Below are 22,230 nucleotides of genomic sequence, written 5' to 3'. Positions count from 1 at the left end.
GTCAAAAGATTAGACTATACTGTTAGAACTTAATTTTCTATCTCCGTAGTTGTGAATATTGCTCATCTAAGTAAGTGAATATTCGATTGTTTACGGTTTCGAAGGAAGGCTATGTCTTCGCCAAGTAGTGATTTTATTTTTCTTAATGAAGAATTTGACGAGGAGCCGGCTAAACCCCAAGAGTTTTGGGATGTGCTCATTGTTGATGACGACTCTGAAATACACTCAGTGACGGAGTTAGCCTTGTCTAACTTTGAGCTCAACGGTAAGGGGTTGCGCTTTCATCACGCTTTTAATGGTACGCAAGCGGTTGATATTTTGCGTAACAATCCGCTTATTTCGGTGGTGTTACTTGATGTTGTTATGGAAAGCGACGATGCCGGGTTAATTGTTGCCAAACGGGTGCGTGAAGAGTTAAAAAATCACGTGGTACGCATTGTGTTGCGTACAGGGCAGCCAGGTTATGCCCCTGAAGAGCAGATCATCCGCCAATACGATATTAATGACTACCGCACTAAAACTGAACTGACCCGCTCGAAGCTTGCCACCACCATGGTAACGGCCTTGCGCTCGCACCAGCAGGTAACGCAATTATCTTTGCAAAGTCATGCTCTTTCCCAAGTGCTGCTGGCAAGCGAGCAAATACTGAATTTCAGCCAGTTACTGCCTTTGAGTCGCGCAGCGATTAAACACCTTGCTCATTTTACAGCGGGTCCGCAACAAGGGGTGGTGTGTGGCTTAGATGATGACGGCGTGGAGATTGTCTATGGGGGCACCGGTGAGTATCAAAATGTGCATCACCACCATCTCGAAGAAAGCGCTTTAACGGCCTCTGTAAAAGAGCAGATCAAAGCCAGCTTTAAATTAGCTCAGCATCAGCACAACGAACACTCGGTGAGCTTTTTCTTTCGTGCCAAACAACAGCAGTATGTCATTTGCCTTGAAGGTGAACACATCATTGAGCATGCGCTGATGCAATACATTGACCTACTTTTGACCAATGTGGGGGTAGGCCTCGACAACGTACTGTTGGTGGATAGGTTACGCAATGTTGCGTTTAAAGACTCACTTACGGGGTTATGTTCACGTAACGGCTTTATCGCCGCTTTGGAGCGCTTACAAAAAAACACCAACGCCCACGATTATTTAGTACTGATTGATATTGCCCGGTTTGCCGACATCAATGAAGGGCTCAGCCACGATATTGGTAATTTACTGTTAGTTGCTGTGGCGCAGCGTTTGCAAGGGCAGCATCAACAGACGCAAGTCGTAGCGCGGCTTGGCGCAGATCTCTTCGCTGTAGTAAGTAATGAGGAGCAACTCCCCTTTGCGCAATTACACCAGTTGTTGCGTGCGCCCTTTATCGCGGCTGAGCATCAGCTGCATTTAAATTTTACCTTTGGATTGTGCACTCAGCCTCATTTTGACAGCAGTGCGCTGGGCACCTTAAAGCGAGCGTCGATCGCGTTAAGTCATGCTAAAGCCGATATTAGCCATAGTTACTGCTACTTTGATAAACAAATGGAAGAGCAGGTGAGCCATCGCTTGGCGATGATAAGACGCCTACGGGAAGACTTTGCAGATGGCAAACTAGAGGTGTGGTACCAACCGCAAGTAGATTTGGCAACGGCGCAGCCTTATGGTTGTGAGGCACTATTGCGTTGGCCGATAGGACAAGGTCAGTTCATTTCTCCGGCCGTATTTGTGCCTTTGGCTGAAGACGCGGGGATGATTATAGAGATTGGCCAGTGGGTGCTTGAACAGGCCTGTGCCAAACAGCGAGAGCTAGCCCAGCATGGCGTTGATATGCAAATATCGGTGAATGTCTCGGTGCCACAGTTTAAAGCGTCTGATTATGCTCAGAGCGTTGCGCAAACCTTGGCACGCTTTGCCGTACCCAGTGATAAAATAGAGTTGGAAATCACCGAAAGCGTTGTTATGGACGAGGTTGAGCAGGTTACACGCATGCTTAATGAGCTCAAAAGTTACGGTATTGACGTGGCGATTGATGATTTTGGCACTGGATTTTGCTCGTTAAGTTACTTACACAAGTTACCCTTTGATCGGCTCAAGATAGACCGAGCTTTTGTTAAAGGGATCCCCGAACAGGATAACGGTGAAATCGCCGAGCTAGTGGTCTCGTTAGCTAACAGAATGAATTTACGGGTTATTGCAGAGGGTATTGAGACCGAACAACAGCTGGAATTTTTAAAATCCATTGGCTGTCACGAAGGGCAGGGTTATTACTATGCGCAGCCCCTAGATGGCAAAAAACTTGATACTTACTTAAAGGTGAGCAATTAACCTTCACTAGGCTGGCCGCGATTTAGGGCTAACGCTGTGCTAAAACATAAGCGTTAACCCAGTAGCTTTTTTAGTTGAAATAGACAGCTTGAAAGGTGGCTAAGTTGCTCCCTTGCTCGTCACGCAAAACGAGTTTTTCACCCATGATGTCGTAGCTGAACGTGTTCATTAACGCTTCACTCATTGCACTTTCTTGCGCCATCGAGTCCACACACATTTTCTTGGTGCTAGCGACTGCTTTAAAACGCAAGCCGAAATGTTGTCCCTTAACATATTGGCCAGTAAAGTTGTTGCAGCCTAAGTAACCACTTACTTTACCATCATCGTGAAACTGCATATGCGGCTCACGTTCAGTTACTTGTACCTTGTTACCTTTCAAGGTGATGGCCTTCCAATAGGTATTCGTCAGAGACACATCGGGCTTCGCAACTTTTTCCATCATGACTTTGATTGGGCTTTGTGACTGCACGGTGCCAAAGGGATCGTTGTGCTCAGTGGTAATGTAGAGTAGTTCGCCATTACGCGTGACTTTGGCACTCACACTGTAACGCATATTGGCGATTACTTCAGAAGAGTCAAAGGTGAGCTCAACGTTATACGGAGGCGCTCCCTCCAAGGGCAGGGTTTTACTTGCCAGTTCTTTTGCGGGTGCGTCCATCAAGGAAACATCGGCCAAGGTAACCTTTAGCTCAGCCCCAGGCGGAAGCAAACCGCGGTCGCGGTACATAACCTGAACCTGCATGGTTTTGCTCTGCACCGCAGGAGCTATATTTTGCTGTTGCGGCTCAACTGAGCTGCTACAAGCGCCAAGTAGAAGTGTGGTCAGAGCCACGGCGGGTAAAGTGACATTCATACTCATTACATAAACTCCTTAAATGCTAACGAAAGTGTAAGAAAACATGCATTAATAGGTACTTAATGTAGTACATCGCCATGACACTGAGGGTTTTTTATTTTTTTACATATTGCGTGACAATGACTATGCGTTGTCCGTCTACACGTCCCTCGATGTGTTCAGGGTTAGAGGTCAAGCTGATATTGCGCACGGCGGTGCCACGTTTCGCCACCAAGCTTGAGCCTTTTACATCTAGATCTTTAATAAGTGTCACGGTATCACCTGCATTTAAGCGCACGCCATTGGCGTCGAGGTGAATAACATCTTCTTCTTCAGCAATGGCAGCCTGAGCCCATTGCTGCGTAGGCTCATCCAAATACAGCATATCAAGCATGTCCATGGCCCAGCCGTGCTCGGTACTTAATTGATTCAACAACCGCCAAGCTACAACTTGTACTGCTGGGATTGGGCTCCACATACTGTCATTTAGACAATGCCAGTGGGTGGCGCTGAGTTGCTCATCACCATTAAGCTGCGCTGCACAGGTGGCACACACTAAAATAGCTTTATCTGAATGGGCTTCGCCTTCAGGTGGTACCGCATAGACGCTGAGGTTATCTTGACTGGCACACAGTTCGCAGGTGTTATTACTACGCTGTTTGAGGGTCTGTTCAATACTCATAGTTAACTTTTGGTAGGGAGAAATGGCAATTATAACCAAAATAACCTTACAAAAGGTAATGTTTTACAGGTAAAGCGCGATATATCGGTGTTTTAGCTTCTCATAGAAACCTTGGCTTTTTAACTCCTCAATTGCTTGATTCACTCGAGGTAATAGCGGCTGATGTTCGCGCAGCAAGCGGATATGCATCTGTCCGCTTGAGTGGCGAGCCCCTAAAGCAATATCAACGCTCAAACGATGAGCCCAATATTTAGCCGGTAAATCGCCGACGATCGCCACATCAATGCGACCTCGATGTAGAGCCAAAATCAACTCTCGTTCGCTATTAAAATCCATACGTTCGAACCTATTATCATCATGATAGTAATACCCTCTTACCGTGCCCACTGTTTGGCGAAAAATGCTGTCGCGTGTTTGGTATTGATGTACTTTAGATGTTAGGGCTACTAGATACTCATCGACTGGAAACAGTGGTGCAGAGAATACAAACTTTTCGTCGTGGCGCTGCGCTTGGGAAAGCCAACTGGGACTGATGACTTCAAAATCCAGCTGCTTTGCTTGAATGGACTGAACGGTGCGTTTAGGTGGCAAGCTGACATGCTGGCTGGCAATCTCTGCTTCGCTCATCACTGCCGTGATGTATTCGCGAACAATGCCTGGGTGCTTTGCGTAGCATAGGGGTACCAACTTCCACTGGCGTTGACATTGTACTTTAAAGGTTGGGCACTGACCAATGAAGAGATCAGCAAGGCCATGACAGATAAGCAAACTACGTAGAACCGCATTCGTTTTAAGAAATTAAGCTATTTACTAACTAGCATAGTGGTAATTTAACTATTGCGCAGGTGTGAAAAGAAGAAAGTGAAAGTTTACAGTGACAACTCACCGATTAAGCGTTATATCAGTAATAGAGCGAAGAGTTTAGCGACAGGTGGTAAATGCAACAATCAGACTCCCAGACCCCTTCACAGCTGGAGGCGCAATATGTCGCCCGGCAAGCGCTATTCTCAAGCACCGGCGAATTAGTTGCTTATGAACTTCTCTATCGGGATTCGCCACAAAATTGCTTCCCTCAAGGGATGGGAGACTCAAAAGCCACGGGTCGCATGTTTTTCGACCTTATTTTGTTGCAAGGGCTCGAAAAAGTCAGTGCCGGCTTACCTGCTTTTTTAAACTTGGCCACAGACGCACTACTTGAGCAAATCCCCCAGCTACTTCCTAAAGATAACACAGTGATTGAGATTGTTGAGCGCAGCCGAGGAGTCTCTGAACTTGTTCATGTCGTCAGTGCCTTGAAGAAAAAAGGATACCGATTTGCACTGGATGACTATGATCAAGATCCCAAGTGGCAGCCACTGTTAGAGCTGGTGGATTACATTAAAATTGAAATGGAGCCAAAACTTATCAGTACAGTGATGCTGATAAAAAAATTGCGCATGGTGTATCCACAAGCACAAATTATTGTTGAGCGCATTGAGACCCATGAGCAAGCAAAAGCAGTAGTGGGGGCCGGAGCCGATCTGTTACAAGGGTATTTTTTTGCCAAACCCGCGATGCTGGAATTTAAAAATATTAGCCCTGCCAAGCGTGTAATAATTGAATTACTGCAATTAACCATGAGCGCCGAAATTGATTTCAAAGAAATCGCCAAACGCATTAGTGTCGACGTTTCGTTGACCGCGCGAATATTAAGAATGGCTAATGGCCTCAGTGGTACGCGCGCCAATATTAGCTCCCTACAACAGGCAGTGACTTACCTTGGTGAGCAAAGTATTCGTCGCTTTATTCGTGTTCTCGCATTGGGAGAACTAGGCGCCCAAAAACCCGCAGAGCTGACTAAGCTCGGGCTAATGCGTGCCCAGCTTATTGCCGAATTAGTGTCGCCAGCGGGCAAGGCGATGGTAGAGCAGGGTTATCTTCTAGGGCTTTTATCTGTACTTGATGCCGTGTTGGGTGTGTCGCTGGAAAACTTGGCCAAGGAATTCTCTCTTGATGGGGCGCTCAGCGGTGCCTTGCTTAATGCCCAAGGAATGCTGGGCCAAGCTCTTAACTTGGCGTACGAATGCGAACAATGCCAGTGGCCACTCGCCGAGGAAATTCTGCTAACCATTCGCCCAGCCAGTGAACCGCAGGTATTGTATGCAGCGCTGTCACAATCGCGAATTTACTGCGATAAAACCATGGAATTGCTTAGCGACTAGCGACACAGTATGCTGACCTTGAGTTATAAATTTGGAGCGCGTTTGTGGGTCGCATTGTTATCGTATTGTTTTTGCTTGGGTCCTTGGCGCTTCTTGCGGTGGCGGTTACTCAGCCGGCGTTGACTATCGAGGCAAAAATTGAAAAGTCACAACTAGCCAACACCGCAGTGGATGCCTTGGTAGCTGAATCCGACTCGCAGAGTCGGCGCATGCTCAGTATGCTGTCACAAATGCTGGGACTAGATAAGCTCGAGGGGCAAATAGACGCCTACGGCAAAACGCGTAGTATTTGGGGGACGGTGAGTGAACTCTATCACCATGACAACGTGCTGGTCGCAGTATTAGTGGGAGCATTTTCACTGCTTATACCGCTGTTTAAAACCTGCTTACAATTATTAGCAATGCTGATAAACACACGGCAATGGCGTTTAAAGCTACATTGGCTAAGTGCTCTGCTAAGTAAGTGGAGTATGGCCGATGTCTTTGTTTTAGCGCTAATTATTACCTACCTGGGAGGTAATGCTGATGACTACTTTGGGCAGCTTGTGGATATGAACGCGCAACTGCACATTGGTTTTTGGTTGTTTTTCGCGTATTGCCTGATGTCGATTATATCAAGTATACTGATTAATCAAGAGATGCAGCGCGAGCTGCAAACACATAGCAAATAACCTAACCAAGGCTTTCATTCACTATGGCGAAGTGACGCATTACATCATCACCTTATTGCTGCTAGTTTTAACTAGCACGCCGGTGAGTGCGTCGGTGCAAAGCCAGTGTACTCATATGCAACAGCAAAATGATGCTATGAGTTCGATGATGGCGCATCACGTGGTTATGGCCGATAGCCAGCCCAGTCAACATGACTGTTGCGAGCAGGATATGCAGTGCACCTGCCCAGATAGTTTGTGTCATGCCCAAGCTTTCATAGCCAACAGCATGGTTGTTGCAAGTACCGTTGTTGCGACGAAGTCACATCTACAACCGAGTCGTGCCCCCACGCGACTCGCCACCAGCCTATTTAGACCCCCTATTATCGCTTGACCTAGCACCAGTGCGTCTGGCGCACAGCAACATACTGTTGATATCTCTATTTCTAGGTAAGCAAAATGAAACAATTAGTGAAGTATGCACTCGCGATGGGTATTGCGGCTGCAGTTACTTGGGGTGTGACCCAAGTAAGTCACGATGGTGCACCCGCATCATCAACCGAAGAACAACAAAACGCTGAGAAACATCCGCTCTACTGGGTCGCGCCAATGGACTCCAGCTATCGCCGCGATGGTCCGGGAAAATCTCCTATGGGGATGGATTTGGTGCCGGTCTATGACGAGCCTGAAGATGAGCCGGGCGTCATTGCCATTAGCGCCAGTGTTGAGAACAACCTCGGTGTTCGCAGCGCGCAAGTGTCAAAGCGGCAACTGGTTAACTCGATTACATCATTTGGCAATATTCGCTACGATGAAGAAGCCATGGTTCATGTGCACCCGCGAGTGGCTGGTTGGGTTGAACAGCTTTATGTCAAATCTGCAGGCGCGAGAGTCAGTCAGGGCCAGCCTTTATATACTTTGTATAGTCCTGATTTAGTCAACGCTCAAAAGGAATTTATTCTTGCCCTTAATAGCCAAGACGAGGTGCTGCGCAGCGCCGCAGTCGCTCGCCTGAAAGCGTTTAAAATTGCTCCCAGCTTTATCGAGGAGCTCACCGAAACACGCAAGGTGCAGCAGAATATCACCTATTATGCGCGACAAGATGGTGTGATTGAGCAGCTTAATGTGCGCGAAGGCTTTTACGTTAAGCCCGAAAATTCATTAATGGATATCGCTGCAACCGACCAAGTATGGGTGATTGTCGATGTCCATGAGCGTCAATTGCCGTATTTAAACGAAGGCGCAGACGCGGTTATGACGCTGGATTACTTACCACAAATGCGCTGGCGTGGCAGCGTTGAATACGTCTACCCCAGCCTTGATACGACGACGCGCACAGCCCAAGTGAGATTGCGCTTTGCCAATCCAAATGGTGCGCTCAAGGCGAATATGTTTGCCAAAGTTGTCATTGATGCCAGCAATAACGCCCCGACCTTGAGTGTGCCCCAGCAAGCGGTAATTAATACCGCGCAAGGACAGCGTGTGGTGCTGGCTCTTGGCGATGGACGCTTTAAATCGGTCGCGGTGCACACCGGTCGCGTGGTCGATTCATGGGTTGAGATTCTCGCCGGCTTAGAGCCAGGCCAAGAAATAGTGACCTCGGGTCAGTTCTTACTGGATTCCGAGTCGAATAAACAAGCTGAGCTGGCCCGCTTAGATAAACGCGATTATGCCCATGCTAGGGTGAACGGCGAAGTAAAAGCCATTAATCACGCTGAGCGTACCGTGCGTATCGCGCGAGGTCCGATTGCAAAATGGAATCGCGAAGCGACGACTATGGATTTCAAATTAGATGCTGGGCTGGCCACTGATTTTCTCAGTGAAGGTATGCAAATCCGCTTTCGTTTTGAGATACGCGCAGGGCAATTTGTGATCACCGATATTGAGATCCTAAGCGAGCAGGAAGGTGCATCATGATCGCGGCAATTATTCATTGGTCGATAAAAAACCGAGCCTTAGTGGTTTTAATGACCTTGATGCTCACTGGGGCTGGTTTATATACCTTAAAGAACACCCCGGTTGATGCAATTCCAGATCTGTCCGATGTGCAGGTGATTGTCAAAACCAGCTACCCTGGTCAAGCCCCTCAGGTGGTACAAGATCAGGTCACCTTTCCACTTACCAGCGCCATGATGTCAGTGCCGGGGGCAAAAACCGTGCGCGGTTTTTCGTTCTTTGGCGATTCTTACGTCTACATCATTTTTGATGATGACACCGATATGTACTGGGCTCGCTCACGCGTACAAGAGTATTTGTCACAAGTAGAGGGAGACTTACCGAGCAGCGCCCAGCCGCGCCTGGGTCCCGATGCCACCGGGGTCGGGTGGGTGTACATTTATGCCCTCACTGACACCACAGGCAGCCATGATTTAAGTGAACTGCGCAGTATTCAGGACTGGTTGCTAAAGTTCGAACTGCAAGCGGTGCACGGGGTGTCCGAAGTGGCCACGGTCGGTGGCATGGTAAAGCAGTATCAAATTGAGCTCGACCCGCAAAAATTACGCGCCTACGACATTCCTGTGGCGATGGTGGCACGGGCGGTAAAAGATAACAATCAGGCGATTGGCGCCTCTGTGATAGAACAAGCCGAAGCCGAGTATATGGTCACTGCCACCGGTTATATTCAATCTACTGACGCACTAGCGCAAACGCCGTTGGGGATTCAAAACAATGGTGTGCCGCTGCTGCTGCGCGATGTGGCGCGAGTGACGCTGGGGCCGCAAATGCGCCGGGGTATAGCTGAACTTAACGGTCAAGGTGAGGTCGTTGGCGGTATTGTGGTGATGCGCTTTGGTGAGAATGCTCAGCGTACGATTGATGGTGTTAAGGCGCGCCTAGATGAACTGCGTGGCAGCCTCCCTGAAGGCGTGGAAATTGTCCCGGTGTACGACCGCTCAAATCTCATCGGCAACGCTATTGATAACTTAGCTGATAAGTTGCTTGAAGAGCTCATCATTGTGGCATTGGTGTGCGCGGCTTTTCTTTTTCACCTGCGCTCTTCGCTGGTGGCGGTGATCACCTTACCTCTGGGTATCTTAGTGGCATTCATCGTCATGTATATGCAGGGAATTAACGCCAATATCATGTCGTTGGGCGGGATTGCTATCGCCATTGGGGCAATGACCGATGGCGCTATTGTGATGATAGAAAACATGCATAAACACATGGAGCGAGAGCCGCTGAACAAGGATAACCGCTGGCGTATTGTTGCGCAGTCAGCGGCCGAAGTGGGGCCGGCGTTATTTTTTAGCTTGCTTATTATCACAGTCAGCTTTTTGCCGGTGTTTATACTTGAAGCCCAAGAGGGGCGCTTGTTTGCGCCGTTGGCGTTCACCAAAACCTATGCCATGGCGGCCGCTGCCGGCCTTGCTATTACCGTGGTCCCCGTGCTTATGGGCTACTTTATTCGTGGCAAGGTAGTCAGTGAGAATAAAAACCCTTTAAACCGGCTATTGGTTGCGCTTTATCGGCCGCTGCTCGGTGGCGTTTTGCGTTTCCCTAAGGTTGCTTTGTTATTGGTACTGGCAGTGGGTGGGGCAACCTACTACCCACTGAGTAAGCTGGGGAGCGAATTTATGCCGCCTTTGGATGAAGGCGACTTAATGTACATGCCCACCACTTATCCAGGGTTATCAATCGGTAAAGCGCGAGAACTACTGCAACAAACCGATAAATTGATCAGCACCGTGCCCGAGGTGGCATCGGTATTCGGTAAAATAGGCCGCGCTGATACCGCCACAGATCCTGCACCATTGACCATGATTGAAACCTTTATTCAGTTTAAGCCAAAGAGCCAGTGGCGTGAGGGCATGACCATCGATAAGCTTAAGGAAGAGCTAGACGCCCTCGTTAAATTTCCTGGGTTAACCAATGCTTGGGTGATGCCGATAAAAACCCGGATCGATATGCTCGCCACCGGTATTAAAACCCCGGTAGGGATCAAAGTGGCGGGGCCAGATTTAATTAAAATTCAAGAAATTGGTCAGGATATTGAGCGTTTATTGAAAGACTTTCCCGGCACCGCCTCGGTGTACTCTGAGCGGGTGGCAGGAGGACGCTATTTAGATATTCGTTTTGACCGCGCGCTGCTTGGCCGCTATGGGCTGTCTATGGCGCAAGTGCAAAGCATGATTGCCACTGCGGTAGGGGGGCAAACCCTAACGCAAACTATCGAAGGGCAACAGCGTTATCCCATTAACCTGCGCTTTCCGCAAAGCTACCGTGATTCGCCACAAAGTTTAGGGAGGTTGCCCATTATTACCCCTACTGGCGTGCAATTACAGCTCGATGATGTTGCCGACATTCGCGTCACTTCGGGGCCTGCGGGGATCAAGAGCGAAAACTCGCGCATTAACGGCTGGACGTTTGTCGATATCAATAACGTCGATATGGGCAGCTATGTTAGTGAAGCTAAAGCCTATCTGCAGCAGTCTTTGGAGTTACCTCCTGGCTACTCACTGCGTTTTGCGGGTCAGTATGAATATATGGAGCGGGCGAAAGCCAAGCTCAGTTATGTGGTGCCCTTGACCCTCGCTATTATCGCTATTTTGTTGTTTTTAAACTTTCGCCGTTTTGCTGAGGTCGCCATTATCATGGGCACGGTGCCATTGGCGCTTATCGGTGGGGTGTGGTTGCTTTACCTGATGCAATTCAACCTGTCGGTGGCTGTGGGTGTGGGCTTTATCGCTCTTGCCGGTGTCGCCGTAGAAATTGGCGTGATTATGCTGGTGTATTTAAATCAAGCTTATGATGAGGCCAAGCTCCAGCATGGGCCATTGACACCGGCTCAGTTACGCCAAGCGATTAAAACCGGTGCTGGATTGCGAGTGCGCCCTGTAATGATGACGGTTGCGACCATTATTATTGGGCTGTTACCCGTACTCTATGGCAGCGGTACCGGCAGTGAGGTAATGAGCCGCATTGCCGCGCCCATGGTCGGTGGCATGGCAAGTGCATTGTTGCTGACACTGATCGTTATCCCGGCTGTGTATTTCTTATGGCGGGTAAAACACACAAACAAGGAGTCGAGATGAGTAATAATCATATTTATCGCAAACCGAGTTGTCCATTTGGTGAAAAGGCCATAGCGCTCCTTGATAGCCAGAATGTTGACTATGAAGATCATGTTTTTGCCGATAAGGAAGAGGAGCAAGCACTTAAATCTCGCTTCGATGTTGGCACTACACCGCAAATCATTTTGGATGGTGAGCGTATCGGCGGCTTCGACGATTTGCAGCAGCACTTTGGTGTACAGAGCGATGAACAAGACGATGAGCAAAGCTATACGCCCGTTATAGCAGTATTTAGCACCGCTTTTGCTATCGCCCTTGCGCTAAGCGCTGGGCATATGGGATGGCAATTATCGACCTTAGTGATGAGCTTTATGGGCGCATCACTGTGTTTATTGGCGCTGTTAAAATTGATGGATATAGGCAGTTTTGTTAATGGCTTTAAACAGTATGACCTACTGACCATGAAGCTCCCTGCTTATGGGTACATTTATCCGTTTTTAGAGCTTGCTGCCGGACTGGGGATGCTCAGTGGCTTATGGCCATGGGCGACGGCTGTGATCGCGACTTTTGCTGGCCTCATTGGCGGGATATCGGTATTTAAAGCTGTATATATCGATAAGCGTGACCTCAACTGTGCGTGTGTTGGTGGTAATCAATCAGTCCCTCTAGGGGCCGTCAGCTTTTCTGAAAACGCCATCATGTTGGTAATGGGTCTTTGGATCTTTTACACCCTAGGGTGAAATAATTACCTAACAGTGGATGCCCAATGTATTAAGAAGCCCGTGTGACAGCGGGCTTTTTTTGTGCATGAAACTTGCTGTGTATAAAACACTATCTAAAGGAGGCTATATGCAAGTTAAAAAGATTAATCATGTACTGGATTGGACAGTGGAATTTCACAACCGACTTGCTGCCAATTTTGAACAGCTCGGCTTAAGCAGCGATAAGCGCTGTGCCATGCTGTTAGATTATCTAAGTGGGTATGAGGGTAAGCTTGCTGCTGACGTTGCTAGTTTTAAAATATTAACCAGCTCTAACGCGTTAAATACTTGGTGCTATGAGTACTTTGCCGAAAATCCAGAGCTGATTGACTTCGAATCATTAAGTGCCGATATGGCCCATGATGAGCAGCAAGTACAAAACTACCTAGCCAAAAAACATCAACAGGTTATCGATCTGTATCAGTACCTTACCGAGCGTGCAGAGATTGAAGATTGTAAAGACGTGCTTTCGCAAATACTGCTCACTGAACAAAATGCGCTACAACAAATGATGCAAAGCGCTAATCGCCTAAAAGACGTGTAAATCTAGCCCTAGCTTTTTCCATTGTTGCTGCTCGGCCTCAAGGTCGGCAGCGAGCAAGGTGTTATCAGACAGCCACTGCTTGCCAAGTTGCAACGTGAGCGCATGACTTTCTGCGCTGATTTTATAGTCAGGCTTTTGCTTGGCTTGGCGCTTTTGATTCATTAATACAGCAAGGCGAAATAGGGCAATCATGCGCTTCAACGTTAGTGAAGGAAGCGCAATAAACTCAGGCAACGCTTTAAGCTTAATTTTTTTTCTGTAAAAGCGAATAAGACATGCAAGTAACTGCTGTTGCTCTTGGGTAAACCCCGGAAGTTGGCTATTAGCAATAATGTAGGCACTGTGTTTATGTAATCCAGATGAGTTTATGCTTAAGCCGACCTCATGCAGCTGAGCTGCCCATAAAAGCACGGGAAGATCATCCTCATGGGTTAACTGCCAAGGCTGCTCAATATGAGGAAAGAGCCATTGCAAGGTGGCACTGACATTGGCCGCATGTTCACTGTCAACCACATATCGAGTGGAGATATTGGCTATCGTGGCAACACGTATATCTTTGTGTGCGTGCAGCTCTGTGAGCTCGTAAAGAATGCCCTCGCGCAGTGAAAAGTCACAGTAGGTGAGTGCATCAATATCAAAAAACGTCATCACGGCGTAAAGAATCGCTAGGCCACCACAAAAAGTGGGTCGGCGCTCTTCGCTGAGCTCGGCAAATTCCAATCGCTCTATATGGCCTGAGTCGCAGCTCGCTTCAATCAAGGTTGCCAATGCTGATTGGGTAAGTGGCTGGGTTAAGTCACCTTGATGGCACAGGGCGCTGAGCATTTTGGCTGTGCCTGAGGTGGCCAGTACATGTTGCCAACCTAATTGGGTGAAGCTATTCGCGATAGACTCTAACTCTTGCTCGGCTTTAACAATTGCGCGTTTAAAGCGCTTTTTTGAGATACGCCCGTCAGCAAAAAACTGTTGCGAATAGCTCACGCAGCCCATATTTCTGCTGCTCAAACGCAGGTGTTGGTGATGCTCTCCGATGGCCAGCTCGGTACTACCACCACCGATATCAATCACCAAACGCAGCCCCTCGTGATGTATATGTTGGGCAACGCCTTGATAAATGAGGCGCGCTTCTTCTTGACCAGAAATAACATCGATATGAAATGGAAACACCGAACGAGCACGGCGCATGAAGCTTTTGATATTGCGCGCCCGGCGTAAGGTATAGGTCGCAACCACCTTAACGTTGGCGGCAGGAAAATCGATGAGAGTGCGAGCAAATTGCCGTAAAACGCTGACCGCTCTTTCTATGGCCTCATCACTCAGGCAGTCGTTGTTATCAAGGCCGGCGGCAAGATATACGCGCTGCTTTTCTTTGTGTAACACCTCTAAACGACCATCAACCTCTCTTGCTAGCAACAAGTGAAAGCTATTGGAGCCTAAATCGACAGCAGCGAAAGTAGTGACATCATTGGTGTGCACGATTGCTTTCCCATTTCTTTAAGTAATCATGAATGGCAATTTGCGAGCGGATTTTTTTCTTGTTCCCTCGACGAACGTAATGATTTCTTTGCTCGGCGTCAATCACACGGGCTTTACTGCGATCGCGCCACTGTAACTCGAGTATATCGATGATTACCTGCTGTAAGTTGCGATCATAAACAGGGACGCCTACTTCTACCCGGTGATCAAGGTTACGTGTCATCAAGTCAGCGGATGAAATAAATACCTGGGTATGCTCAGCACTGCCAAAGACCATCACCCGAGGATGCTCTAGGAAACGATCTACGATACTAATGATTTTAATATTGTCACTGAACCCCTTGATGCCGGGTACCAAAGAGCACATGCCACGAATGATCAGCCTTATTTTAACCCCTGCCTGGGCCGCGATATACAGCTTATCAATTAACTCTTTATCAACTAAGTTATTGACCTTGATAAAAATGTGACCTTTCTTTCCTAGCGTTACTTGCTCATCAATCAACTCATCGATACGTTCACGCGCATTCACAGGTGAGACCATCAGATGCTTAAACTTAAAGTGTTTGTAGCTGTGCTCGATAAACTTAAACACGTTATCGCACTCTTCACATATCTCAGGATCGCGAGTGAATAAGCTAAAGTCAGTGTATATTTTTGCTGTATTTTCATGGAAGTTGCCGGTGCCAATATGTGCATATTGCACAATTTGCCCGTGTTCTTTGCGATGAATCACGCACAGTTTTGAGTGCACTTTGAGAGAAGGGATGCCAAAGATCACCTTGATCCCAGCTTCGTCCAAGTTCTTTGCCCATTGGATATTATTTTGTTCATCGAAGCGCGCTTTTAACTCCACCATAACGGTTACTTTCTTGCCATTCTTTGCCGCATTCACCAGCGCACCAATTAACCGCGACTGACTGGCAACGCGATAAATATTGACCTTTATATGTAATACGTCAGGGTCGAAAGATGCTTGGCGCACATAGTTCAAAAAGTGATTGAAGGTATGGTAGGGGTAATACAGCAGAATGTCTTGATGGCTAATGGCATCAAATACGCTTGTGAAATGATCAAAAGTGTGTGAGCGAATGGTTGCCAGTGGGCGGTTCTCAAGGTAGCGCCGGCCGACATTGGGAAAGGCTAAAAAGTCGCGAAAGTTGCGATAGCGGCCGCCAGGGATCAGGGCATCATAGCGAGTGATCCCCAAGCGTCGTCTTAGTGCTTTAAGCATCTCCCCGGGCAAGGCACTGTCGTATACTAAACGCACAGGCTCTGAGCGCAACCGCTGTTTTAGACCTTTTGACATTTTATCTAACAGGCCTTCTTCGATTTCATCGTCGAGGTTATATTCAGCATCACGAGTGAGCTTAATGGCGAAACCACGAATGGCGTCAAAGCTGAAAAAGCTGGCAAATACCTGTTCAAGATAATAGAGAATGATGTCATCAAGCAGGACGATAGTTTTGTGGCGGCGGGTCTTTTCCGCAGGTAATTGCACAAAACGTGGTAGTCGGTTGGTCGGCACTTCCAACAATGCATAATGGCTTTTCTCATGACGCATTTCGACAAATAAATAGGTCATGGTGTCGTTGATATGCTCGGAATAGTTTTTGTTCTGATCAAGCAGAATGGGCGACAGGTGCTCTAATACCTCAGATTTAAAATATGCTAACAGCCATTGCTGGTGAAACTCACTGAGCTGCTCGGGTCGAACAACATGAATATTGTGCTCGTTGAGGGCCACTAAGATATCATCATAGATAACGTTAAAGTCTTGCCCTAGCTTAAGTACTTTGTCCTGAATTTGCTGCATCAGGGCTTCATCTTCATCGAAGTTTGCATCAGGAAGTTTGTTCAGCAGGATGCGGCGTTTTACGTCAGCAACGCGCACTTGAAAAAATTCATCAAGATTGTTGGAAAATATGCCCAGAAAGCGAATGCGTTCAATGATAGGGTTGTTTTTATCTTTTGCCTCTTGCAGTACGCGCTCATTAAAAGAAAGCCAACTGAGCTCTTTGGGGTAGTAGCTCGCCTGCATAACAATGTGTTCCGGTTTCATAATACACTCAGTGTAGAAGAGAGTCTGCGTGAGTGTATTAATTTATTACCGCAGTATGACCAGAAGATGACATAACAGCGCTGTCATCTTCTTAGTAGATACAAGTTGTTTTTAGCTTTCTATATCAACGATAACATCTGGGGTGATTGATTCCAGAGCGTCGATCACGACATCGCGCTGCATTCCCGCTGGCAAGGTAACCGTAGCAACCGCACTGAATAAGGGCGAACCCCAGTTGGGCGCGCTTTGTTGCTTCGACGTCAGATGCGTGATGTTGGCGCCTTTGTGACGGATCACCGCAGCTAATTCTTGCACTATACCAGGTCTATCATTTCCTGTGATCGCAAGGTTTAAACATTCAGGCGTGTCATTGGCGAGTTTATCTCCTGATTCAATACGGATCTCTAAGTGAGGGGATTGTTGTAGTGCGTCTTGAAGCTCTTTCAGGTGCTCTTCAGCGACCTCGACCTGAACAATACCAGCAAACTTACCAGCGAGATGTGAGAGGTTGCTTGCTAGCCAATTGCCGTGATGATCTAAGATGACGGAGGAAAGTTCTTCAACGAGGCCGGGACGATCTTGGCCTAATACGGTCAGTACTAACTGCTGCATAAATAACGGTCTCTTTATTATTGTGGAAATTTAGTCAGCTCATGCGGCTGCTTTTTTCGAGCACAGCCTTAAAATAAGATAGATAAACGTATAATTATTAAAAAGTTAAGGTGGTCTTCACGTGCTCGCTATGAGCAAGTATTGACCCCTTTTCTGGGTTTGTCCAATTCTTCGCAATGGCAATTTGCTATAGGTCATAACCAGATGTAAAAACAGTCTTGGTGGTATTGGTTGTTTTTTGCTCATTTCTTACTAGTTTTTCCGTCATGTAACAAAACTGTCATTTTGATGAAATATAATCCGCGCATCGTAAAGATATAAGGGTGTGTTGATGACTTCCAATCCGCAAAACTTAACATTTAGCACGGATAGAAGCCGTCTATTTAAAGACAAAATAGCCCAGTTTGGCATTACCTCTGGCGGGGTAATGGTGCTCGTGGCGCTGTTGCTGATATTTTTCTATCTCCTCTATGTGGTGCAACCTATTTTTGAGTCTGCGCACATCGAAGAGCGTGCAAGCTTTGATGTTGCACAACAGGATGTTGTCGGCTTAGGGCTTGAAGAACAAACCGAAATTGCCTATCTGCTTAAGCGTGATGGGGCGGTGGACTTTTACAACATTCAAGAGCAAGGCTTTGGTCAACAAATGACCGAGCTGAAAACGGCTCTTCCTGCAGACGTGACCAGCTTTGCGTCTAGCGCACCGCACCAAGGTTTATATGCCTATGGGTTAAGCAATGGTGAGGCGGTTATCGTCAAGCCAAGCTTTATGGTGAGCTTCCCTAATAATCAGCGCAAGTTGACCCCACGTTTGACTTACCCCTTAGGCGAAAAGCCGCTAGAGGTTGACCCACAAGGTCAGGCCATTACACGTTTTGCGTTCTCGCAAAGCGAAGAAAAAGTGGTGATGGTGGCCCTAACCGCTGACAAGCGAGTGGTATTTAACGCCTATGTCGGTGAAGAAAACTTCATGACCGGCGAGGTTGAGTGGGTGGCTGAACAAACCGAGCTTAACATCGATGGCCGCATTGATGAGCTGTTGATCTCGCCCGACGGCAGTCGCGTTTTCGTGCGTTCAGCCAACCAAATTTATATCTATAACAGCCGTTATGCCAGCGACGTTGAGCTGACTCAAGTACTTGCTGCCAATGAAGAAAATGCCAACATTATTTCCGCGCAGCTGCTTGCTGGCGCCAATTCACTGATGCTGGCAAACGACAATGGCGAGGTATCGCAGTGGTTTGAGGTGAATACCGATGACGGCAAAGCCTTTAAGAAAATCCGCGCCTTTGCAACCTCAAAGCAAAAAGCCATAGATATTTACACTGAATTTTATCGCCGCACTTTCTTTACTGCCGGTGATAATGGTGAGCTAGGGGTGTATTACACCACCAGTGAAGCGAAACTATGGCAGGGCAAAGTGGCCGATGGCATGATCAAAAACTTTGCCATTGCTCCGCGTTCAAATGCGGCGCTGATCTTGGCTGATAACCAAGTGAAGGTAATAGAAATTGAGAATGAGCACCCGGAGGTAACTTGGTCTGGGTTGTGGCAGGAAGTCTGGTATGAAGGCTACCCTGAGCCTGATTATATTTGGCAATCAACGTCGGCCAGTGATGACTTTGAATCTAAGTTTTCACTGATCCCAATTTCTTTCGGTACTCTTAAAGCCGCGATGTACGCCATGCTCTTTGCTGTGCCCATTGCACTCTCTGCTGCTGTGTATACTGCTTACTTTATGTCTAGCGAACTACGCAAAGTGGTGAAGCCCACCGTTGAAATTATGGAAGCCTTACCAACCGTTATTCTCGGCTTCCTTGCTGGCCTTTGGTTAGCCCCCTTGATTGAGGAAAACTTGCCCGCCATAGTCGCGTTGTTGATATTGCTGCCCGTCGCCATTATCAGCACCGCCTTTGCTTGGACAAAACTGCCTGAGCAGATCCGTCATCGCATCCCTGATGGAGCGCACTCAATTATTTTGGTGCCGGTTGTGCTACTGGTTGGCTGGGTCTCCTTTGCTATGAGCGGCAGCGTCGAAAACTGGTTATTCGATGGTAATGCACGTCAGTTTATTACCAATGAATTGGGTATGACTTTCGATCAGCGCAACTCGTTGGTGGTAGGTATTGCCATGGGCTTTGCCGTTATTCCGACCATATTTTCGATTGCCGAAGACGCAGTATTCAGTGTTCCTCGTCACCTTACGCAAGGCTCTCTGGCTCTAGGTGCCACCCAGTGGCAAACCCTAGTACGGGTGGTCTTGCTGACAGCGAGTCCGGGTATTTTCTCGGCGGTTATGATGGGCTTAGGTCGCGCCGTGGGTGAAACCATGATCGTACTCATGGCTACCGGTAATACCCCGATTATGGATTGGAGTATCTTCCAAGGTATGCGTACGTTAGCAGCAAACATTGCGGTAGAGATGCCGGAATCTGAAGTGGGTAGTTCACATTATCGCATTCTATTCTTGGCAGCCTTTGTGCTCTTTATTTTCACCTTCGTGTTTAACACGCTTGCTGAGTTTGTTCGTCAGCGTCTGCGTGAAAAATACAGCTCACTGTAATTAGAGGAGACACGACATGGTAAGACAGTGGTTTAAGTCTGGTTCTCCTTGGATTTGGATGACCGGTGGTGCTGTAAGCATCAGTTTGATTTCTGTAATTGGCTTGTTAGCGCTAATTGCATGGCGAGGCCTGAGCTTTTTCTGGCCATCAGAAGTACACCAGTTTGAAGTGCAAGGCTCTGTACCTCAGCAAACGGTCATTGGTGAAATCTATGATCGCGAGGCGGTGCCTGCGAGTCGAGTACGGGCTTCCGGGGTTGAGTTAAAAAACTATGGCGCCGAAGAGATCACCCGTTACCTAATTAAAACCGGTAACCGTGAGTATGTTGATTTGGATTTCCGTTGGTTATTAGAAACCGACATCCAAAAACAGTCGACGCCGAAAGCGCTCGCAGTGTTTGAACGCTCTAAAAACGGTAACTTCTATGGTTATATTGAGCAGGTCTATGAGCAAGGTGAGCTGGTACAAGGCGACAAGGTCGCCAAATTGGAAGAGCTGGTCGAGCGCGCGGTTGAGCTTAATGAGCAAGCGCTTGATTTACAAAACGGTGAAATCGGTCACATTAACTATGAACTTGAGCAATTACGCCTGCAAGAGCGTGCGTATGAGCTTGATAATGACCTAACACCCGAGCACATGGCTGAGCTTGAAGCCGAGCGTAAACGTTTGCGTGAAGCTTATAAAGGCTATGAGAAAGAGCTCTTTGCGTTGCGTGATGCCGCCAAGCGAGACAAAGTGATCGTGCGAGACATGCGCGGTGAAATGGTGACCTTACCGCTTTATCAAGTGCTTGATTTTTGGCAGCCAAACAACATGGGCTTCTTTGCCAAGCTCGGTCATTACTTTGGTCAGTTGGGCAAGTTCATCGCCGATGACCCGCGTGAAGCGAACACCGAAGGTGGCGTTTTCCCAGCAATATTCGGTACTGTGTTTATGGTGATGCTAATGGCCGTGATCGTGACACCGTTTGGGGTTGTGGCCGCTATCTACTTACACGAATACGCAGCGAAAAATGCGGTGACGAAGATGATCCGTATCGCGGTGATTAATCTTGCAGGTGTACCGTCGATTGTGTACGGGGTATTCGGTCTTGGCTTCTTTGTCTACATGTTAGGTGGCAGTTTAGATCAGCTATTTTACCCTGAAGCGGCGCCTAGCCCCGTGTTTGGTACGCCTGGGGTAATGTGGTCGGCGTTGACCCTGGCGATTTTGACCTTGCCGGTGGTGATTGTGTCCACCGAAGAAGGACTTTCTCGAATTCCGGGGTCAGTGCGTCAAGGCTCACTCGCTCTAGGGGCGACCAAAGCGGAAACATTGTGGCGCATCGTGGTGCCAATGGCGAGCCCAGCGATTATGACCGGCCTTATTCTGGCGGTAGCGCGTGCGGCGGGCGAAGTGGCGCCGTTGATGCTAGTTGGGGTGGTAAAAATGGCTCCGACCTTACCGCTAGATGGTAACTTCCCTTATGTGCACTTAGACCGTAAATTTATGCACTTAGGCTTCCATATTTATGACGTCGGCTTCCAAAGCCCGAACGTAGAGGCTGCGCGACCCTTAGTTTATGCAACCGCGTTTTTACTGGTGACGGTGATCATCACCTTGAACATCACCGCAATTGGTATTCGTAACCACTTGCGTGAAAAGTTCCGCGCCCTAGATAAGTAATGTAAAGAATTGAGATAGGTAACAAAGTTATGATTACAGTTGCACCCCAGGTAAATGCATCAAGCAGCGATAAGCTAGATTTGAATAACCTAAAGCCAGAGCAAACAGCATTGCAGATTAAAAATCTCGACCTTTACTATGGCGAGAAGCAAGCACTGAGTGATGTCAGTATGGATATTCCCAAAGGTCAGGTAACTGCGTTTATCGGCCCATCGGGTTGTGGTAAATCTACATTACTACGTTGTATCAATCGTATGAACGACCTGGTAGATAGCTGCCGTATCGACGGTGAGATTCTGCTTCACGGCGAGAATATCTACAACAAGCGTGTGGATGTGGCAGCGTTGCGCCGTAATGTTGGCATGGTGTTTCAAAGTCCGAATCCATTCCCTAAGTCTATTTATGAGAATGTGGTTTATGGCTTGCGCCTACAAGGCATTAAAGACAAGCGTAAACTCGATGAAGTGGTGGAAAAGTCATTACGTGGCGCGGCATTGTGGGACGAAGTCAAAGATCGTCTACACGACAGTGCATTTGGTCTCTCTGGAGGTCAGCAGCAGCGTTTAGTGATTGCTCGCTCTATCGCCATCGAACCCGAAGTGTTATTGCTGGATGAGCCAACTTCGGCGCTGGATCCCATTTCAACGCTGGTTATTGAAGAGTTGATCAGTGAGCTCAAAAACAAGTTCACCGTGGTGATTGTAACGCACAACATGCAACAGGCGGCGCGGGTATCTGATCAAACGGCATTTATGTATATGGGTGAGCTTATTGAGTATGCCGATACTAATACTCTGTTCACCACCCCTAGTAAGAAGAAAACCGAAGACTACATTACCGGTCGTTACGGTTAATCTCGCGG

At 47.8% G+C, this 22,230-nt stretch carries 17 protein-coding genes; 11 read left to right on the top strand and 6 right to left on the bottom strand.

Annotation, left to right across the window (positions count from 1 at the left end; translation table 11 throughout):
- Window positions 1-111: 111 nt before the first annotated feature.
- Window positions 112-2,304: an EAL domain-containing protein gene (locus W04_RS03545; RefSeq protein WP_053909827.1), complete on the top strand. Its 2,193-nt coding sequence runs from the start codon at window positions 112-114 to the stop codon at window positions 2,302-2,304.
- Window positions 2,305-2,374: 70 nt separating this feature from the next.
- On the opposite strand, the gene W04_RS03540 is transcribed toward W04_RS03545, so the two are convergent.
- From W04_RS03540 to W04_RS03530, 3 genes are all read right to left on the bottom strand, one after another.
- Window positions 2,375-3,163 carry an META domain-containing protein gene (locus W04_RS03540; RefSeq protein WP_053909826.1) on the bottom strand — a complete coding sequence of 263 codons (789 nt, stop codon included), beginning with the start codon at window positions 3,161-3,163 and terminating at the stop codon, window positions 2,375-2,377.
- 91 nt (window positions 3,164-3,254) lie between these two features.
- Window positions 3,255-3,821: an alkylphosphonate utilization protein gene (locus tag W04_RS03535; RefSeq protein WP_022945395.1), complete on the bottom strand. Its 567-nt coding sequence runs from the start codon at window positions 3,819-3,821 to the stop codon at window positions 3,255-3,257.
- Between the two features lie 63 nt (window positions 3,822-3,884).
- Complete coding sequence (locus W04_RS03530; protein WP_231658011.1) at window positions 3,885-4,589, bottom strand: ABC transporter substrate-binding protein; 705 nt, start codon at window positions 4,587-4,589, stop codon at window positions 3,885-3,887.
- Between the two features lie 170 nt (window positions 4,590-4,759).
- Between W04_RS03530 and W04_RS03525 the strand changes: the two genes are divergently transcribed.
- From W04_RS03525 to W04_RS03495, 7 genes are all read left to right on the top strand, one after another.
- The gene (locus W04_RS03525; protein WP_053909825.1) at window positions 4,760-6,022 is read left to right on the top strand and encodes an EAL and HDOD domain-containing protein; all 1,263 of its coding nucleotides are present in this window, start codon (window positions 4,760-4,762) and stop codon (window positions 6,020-6,022) included.
- A gap of 44 nt (window positions 6,023-6,066) precedes the next feature.
- Window positions 6,067-6,693 (top strand): paraquat-inducible protein A, encoded by a 627-nt coding sequence (locus tag W04_RS03520; RefSeq protein WP_053909824.1) that lies wholly within the window; start codon window positions 6,067-6,069, stop codon window positions 6,691-6,693.
- A 31-nt stretch (window positions 6,694-6,724) separates the two neighbouring features.
- On the top strand, window positions 6,725-7,066 hold the full coding sequence (locus W04_RS03515; protein ID WP_053909823.1) for a hypothetical protein: 342 nt from the start codon (window positions 6,725-6,727) through the stop codon (window positions 7,064-7,066).
- Between the two features lie 65 nt (window positions 7,067-7,131).
- Window positions 7,132-8,589: an efflux RND transporter periplasmic adaptor subunit gene (locus tag W04_RS03510; RefSeq protein ID WP_053909822.1), complete on the top strand. Its 1,458-nt coding sequence runs from the start codon at window positions 7,132-7,134 to the stop codon at window positions 8,587-8,589.
- Window positions 8,586-11,705, top strand: a complete 3,120-nt coding sequence (locus W04_RS03505; RefSeq protein WP_053909821.1) for an efflux RND transporter permease subunit — start codon at window positions 8,586-8,588, stop codon at window positions 11,703-11,705. The genes W04_RS03510 and W04_RS03505 overlap by 4 nt, the downstream gene beginning before the upstream one ends.
- On the top strand, window positions 11,702-12,424 hold the full coding sequence (locus tag W04_RS03500) for a glutaredoxin (RefSeq protein WP_053909820.1): 723 nt from the start codon (window positions 11,702-11,704) through the stop codon (window positions 12,422-12,424). The genes W04_RS03505 and W04_RS03500 overlap by 4 nt, the downstream gene beginning before the upstream one ends.
- Before the next feature lie 109 nt (window positions 12,425-12,533).
- Entirely contained in the window at window positions 12,534-12,989 is a 456-nt protein-coding gene (locus W04_RS03495; protein ID WP_026111172.1) for a hypothetical protein, read from the top strand.
- Here the strand turns inward: W04_RS03495 and W04_RS03490 are convergent.
- From W04_RS03490 to W04_RS03480, 3 genes are all read right to left on the bottom strand, one after another.
- The gene (locus W04_RS03490) at window positions 12,975-14,465 is read right to left on the bottom strand and encodes an exopolyphosphatase (RefSeq protein WP_053909819.1); all 1,491 of its coding nucleotides are present in this window, start codon (window positions 14,463-14,465) and stop codon (window positions 12,975-12,977) included. The genes W04_RS03495 and W04_RS03490 overlap by 15 nt on opposite strands.
- The gene (ppk1, locus tag W04_RS03485; RefSeq protein WP_053909818.1) at window positions 14,452-16,527 is read right to left on the bottom strand and encodes a polyphosphate kinase 1; all 2,076 of its coding nucleotides are present in this window, start codon (window positions 16,525-16,527) and stop codon (window positions 14,452-14,454) included. Before ppk1 ends, W04_RS03490 begins: the two co-directional genes overlap by 14 nt.
- Before the next feature lie 111 nt (window positions 16,528-16,638).
- Window positions 16,639-17,139: a glycine cleavage system protein R gene (locus W04_RS03480; protein ID WP_022945406.1), complete on the bottom strand. Its 501-nt coding sequence runs from the start codon at window positions 17,137-17,139 to the stop codon at window positions 16,639-16,641.
- 331 nt (window positions 17,140-17,470) lie between these two features.
- Here W04_RS03480 and W04_RS03475 point away from each other — a divergent pair, with 331 nt between their 5' ends.
- From W04_RS03475 to pstB, 3 genes are read left to right on the top strand one after another with little or no spacing between them, the layout of a single operon-like run.
- Window positions 17,471-19,702, top strand: a complete 2,232-nt coding sequence (locus tag W04_RS03475) for an ABC transporter permease subunit (RefSeq protein WP_053909817.1) — start codon at window positions 17,471-17,473, stop codon at window positions 19,700-19,702.
- A gap of 16 nt (window positions 19,703-19,718) precedes the next feature.
- Entirely contained in the window at window positions 19,719-21,368 is a 1,650-nt protein-coding gene (gene pstA, locus W04_RS03470) for a phosphate ABC transporter permease PstA (protein ID WP_053909816.1), read from the top strand.
- Between the two features lie 29 nt (window positions 21,369-21,397).
- Window positions 21,398-22,222 (top strand): phosphate ABC transporter ATP-binding protein PstB, encoded by an 825-nt coding sequence (gene pstB / locus W04_RS03465; RefSeq protein WP_053909815.1) that lies wholly within the window; start codon window positions 21,398-21,400, stop codon window positions 22,220-22,222.
- Window positions 22,223-22,230: the final 8 nt, after the last annotated feature.

The sequence above is a fragment of the Pseudoalteromonas sp. SW0106-04 genome (assembly GCF_001293805.1).
In the GTDB taxonomy this organism is placed as follows: Bacteria; Pseudomonadota; Gammaproteobacteria; order Enterobacterales; family Alteromonadaceae; genus Pseudoalteromonas; species Pseudoalteromonas ruthenica.
This window is presented reverse-complemented; position numbering and strand designations above follow the sequence as displayed.

What these genes read in the sequence shown, in the direction of transcription:
- W04_RS03535 (WP_022945395.1), bottom strand. Translation starts at nt 3,821, where the DNA reads ATGAGTATTGAACAGACCCTCAAACAGCGTAGTAATAACACCTGCGAA.
- W04_RS03525 (WP_053909825.1), top strand. Translation starts at nt 4,760, where the DNA reads ATGCAACAATCAGACTCCCAGACCCCTTCACAGCTGGAGGCGCAATAT.
- W04_RS03475 (WP_053909817.1), top strand. Translation starts at nt 17,471, where the DNA reads ATGACTTCCAATCCGCAAAACTTAACATTTAGCACGGATAGAAGCCGT.
- pstA (WP_053909816.1), top strand. Translation starts at nt 19,719, where the DNA reads ATGGTAAGACAGTGGTTTAAGTCTGGTTCTCCTTGGATTTGGATGACC.
- W04_RS03510 (WP_053909822.1), top strand. Translation starts at nt 7,132, where the DNA reads ATGAAACAATTAGTGAAGTATGCACTCGCGATGGGTATTGCGGCTGCA.
- ppk1 (WP_053909818.1), bottom strand. Translation starts at nt 16,527, where the DNA reads ATGAAACCGGAACACATTGTTATGCAGGCGAGCTACTACCCCAAAGAG.
- W04_RS03540 (WP_053909826.1), bottom strand. Translation starts at nt 3,163, where the DNA reads ATGAGTATGAATGTCACTTTACCCGCCGTGGCTCTGACCACACTTCTA.
- W04_RS03500 (WP_053909820.1), top strand. Translation starts at nt 11,702, where the DNA reads ATGAGTAATAATCATATTTATCGCAAACCGAGTTGTCCATTTGGTGAA.
- W04_RS03505 (WP_053909821.1), top strand. Translation starts at nt 8,586, where the DNA reads ATGATCGCGGCAATTATTCATTGGTCGATAAAAAACCGAGCCTTAGTG.
- W04_RS03495 (WP_026111172.1), top strand. Translation starts at nt 12,534, where the DNA reads ATGCAAGTTAAAAAGATTAATCATGTACTGGATTGGACAGTGGAATTT.
- pstB (WP_053909815.1), top strand. Translation starts at nt 21,398, where the DNA reads ATGATTACAGTTGCACCCCAGGTAAATGCATCAAGCAGCGATAAGCTA.
- W04_RS03480 (WP_022945406.1), bottom strand. Translation starts at nt 17,139, where the DNA reads ATGCAGCAGTTAGTACTGACCGTATTAGGCCAAGATCGTCCCGGCCTC.
- W04_RS03545 (WP_053909827.1), top strand. Translation starts at nt 112, where the DNA reads ATGTCTTCGCCAAGTAGTGATTTTATTTTTCTTAATGAAGAATTTGAC.